This is a genomic window from Gaetbulibacter sp. NE, from assembly GCF_025548475.1.
GTDB classification, from domain to species: domain Bacteria; phylum Bacteroidota; class Bacteroidia; order Flavobacteriales; family Flavobacteriaceae; genus Gaetbulibacter_B; species Gaetbulibacter_B jejuensis.
Window position 1 is genome coordinate 1 of record NZ_JAOQHY010000021.1, and the last position, 3,283, is coordinate 3,283.

Consider the following 3,283-nt stretch of genomic DNA (forward strand, 5'->3'; position numbering starts at 1 on the left):
GCATCTGAGTAAGTCGCTTCTAAACCAGAGTCACAGTTATCCGCTTCATCCGTTACATCACCAGTAAGAGTTAAGTCATTAGCATCTTGATCACACTCGATAGTTACATCAGCAGGTACAGTAAATGTAGGTGCAGTAGTATCTACGATAGTAAATATAGCAGTAGTAGTACTTGAGTTACCACAACCATCAGTAGCTGTAAATGTTACAGTAGCTGAACCAGTTGCACCACAAGCATCTGCAAGTTTAGTAAAGTCATTTGTCCATGTAATTGCTGAACAATCATCAGAGGCAATAGCGCCACCATTATTAGTTAACCAATTATTAAGGTCATCAATATTACCAGCTCCATCACATTCTACAGTTAAGTTAGCACTAGTAGTATCTATAGAAGGAGCAGTAGTGTCTTGAATAGCATAAGAAGCTGTTGTAGTTGATGAATTTCCACAAGCATCAGTAGCTGTAAATGTTACTGTTACTGGAGCAGAACAATCTGATTGAGCTCCATTGTAATCATTTGTCCAGGTTATAGCACCACAATTATCTGATGCTACAGCACCACCATTATTATTTAACCAGTTTTCTATTTCTCCGTTATTACCTGAACCATCACATTCAACAATAATATCTGTTGCGTTAGTGTCAATGACAGGCGCAGTAGTATCTACCACATTGATAGTTTGAACAAGTGTAGCAGTATTACCACAATCATCAGTTACTGACCAAGTACGTGTGATCACAGATTCGTTAGCACAGTTACCATCAGCAACCGCATCTGAGTAAGTCGCTTCTAAACCAGCGTCACAGTTATCCGCTTCATCCGTTACATCACCAGTAAGAGTTAAGTCGTTAGCATCTTGATCACACTCGATAGTTACATCAGCAGGTACAGTAAATGTAGGTGCAGTAGTATCTACCACATTGATAGTTTGAACAAGCGTAGCAGTATTACCACAATCATCAGTTACTGACCAAGTACGTGTGATTACAGATTCATTTGCACAGTTACCATCAGCAACCGCATCTGAGTAAGTCGCTTCTAAACCAGCGTCACAGTTATCCGCTTCATCCGTTACATCACCAGTAAGAGTTAAGTCGTTAGCATCTTGATCACACTCGATAGTTACATCAGCAGGTACAGTAAATGTAGGTGCAGTAGTATCTACCACATTGATAGTTTGAACAAGCGTAGCAGTATTACCACAATCATCAGTTACTGACCAAGTACGTGTGATTACAGATTCATTTGCACAGTTACCATCAGCAACCGCATCTGAGTAAGTCGCTTCCAGACTAGAGTCACAGTTATCCGCTTCATCCGTTACATCACCAGTAAGAGTTAAGTCGTTAGCATCTTGATCACACTCGATAGTTACATCAGCAGGTACAGTAAATGTAGGTGCAGTAGTATCTACCACATTGATAGTTTGAACAAGCGTAGCAGTATTACCACAATCATCAGTTACTGACCAAGTACGTGTGATTACAGATTCGTTAGCACAGTTCCCATCAGCAACCGCATCTGAGTAAGTCGCTTCCAGACTAGAGTCACAGTTATCCGCTTCATCCGTTACATCACCAGTAAGAGTTAAGTCGTTAGCATCTTGATCACACTCGATAGTTACATCAGCAGGTACAGTAAATGTAGGCGCAGTAGTATCTACCACATTAATAGTTTGAACAAGTGTAGCAGTATTACCACAATCATCAGTTACTGACCAAGTACGTGTAATCACAGATTCGTTAGCACAGTTACCATCAGCAATCGCATCTGAGTAAGTCGCTTCTAAACCAGAGTCACAGTTATCCGCTTCATCCGTTACATCACCAGTAAGAGTTAAGTCGTTAGCATCTTGATCACACTCGATAGTTACATCAGTAGGTACAGTAAATGTAGGAGCAGTAGTATCTACGATAGTAAATATAGCAGTAGTAGTACTTGAGTTACCACAACCATCAGTAGCTGTAAATGTTACAGTAGCTGAACCAGTTGCACCACAAGCATCTGCAAGTTTATCAAAATCATTTGTCCAAGTAACATCTGAACATACATCAGAGGCAATAGCGCCACCATTATTAGTTAACCAATCATTAAGGTCATCAACATTACCAGAACCATCACATTCTACAGTTAAGTCAGAGGCTTCAGTATCAATAGTTGGGTTTAATAAATCTAATATCGTAAAGAGAGCAGTAGTACTTGATGAGTTTCCACATTCATCAGTAGCTGTAAAAGTTACTAAAGCACGACCAGTTGCACCACATTGATCTAAAAGACCTGAGTAATTATTAGTCCAAGTAATTGTTGAGCATTGATCAATAGCTACAGCACCTGCCTGAGTATCTAACCAAGCTTGTAATTCATCAGTATTTCCTGAACCATCGCATTGAACTGTTTGGTCAGCAGCTACCGTTGAGATTACTGGATTTAAAGTATCTTCAATTGTAAATATAGCGGTAGTAGTTGAAAAGTTTCCACAGTCATCAGTAGCAGTAAATGTTACTGTAGCAGAACCAGTTGCACCACAAAGGTCACTTAATTCAGTAAAATCATTTGTCCATGTTACGTTTCCACATAAGTCAGAGGCAATAGCACCACCATTACTATTTAACCAATTATTAAGGTCATCAATATTACCAGCACCATCACATTCTACAGTTAAGTCACTAGCTTCTGTATCTATTGTAGGCGCAGTTATGTCTTCGATAGTAAATATAGCAGTAGTAGTACTTGAGTTACCACAACCATCAGTAGCAGTAAATGTTACAGTAGCTGAACCAGTAGCACCACAAAGGTCACTTAATTCAGTAAAATCATTGGTCCATGTAATTGTAGAACAATCATCAGATGCAATAGCTCCACCATTATTAGTTAACCAATCATTAAGGTCATCAGTATTACCAGTACCATCACATTGTACAGTTAAATTGGAAGCTTCAGTATCAATAGAAGGGTTAGCTGTGTCCTGAATAGTATAAGAAGCTGTTGTAGTTGATAAATTTCCACAAGCATCAGTAGCTGTAAACGTTACCAATACAGGAGTAGAACAATCTGATTGAGCTCCGTTGTAATTATTTGTCCAGGTAACATCACCACAATTGTCTGACGCTACAGCACCACCATTATTATTTAACCAGTTTTCTATTTCTCCATTATTACCTGAACCATCACATTCTACAGCGATATTTGTTGCATCAATATTAATCACAGGATCAGTAGTATCAATTACGTTTATGATTTGATCTTGCGATACATCGTTACCACAATCGTCAGTAGCAGTCC

At 39.0% G+C, this 3,283-nt stretch carries 1 protein-coding gene; it reads right to left on the reverse strand.

The window, feature by feature from the left end; all coding sequences use genetic code 11:
• Positions 1-3,283 (reverse strand): HYR-like domain-containing protein (locus OD803_RS14410; protein WP_262734052.1); only part of this gene is annotated, 3,283 nt, incomplete at both ends.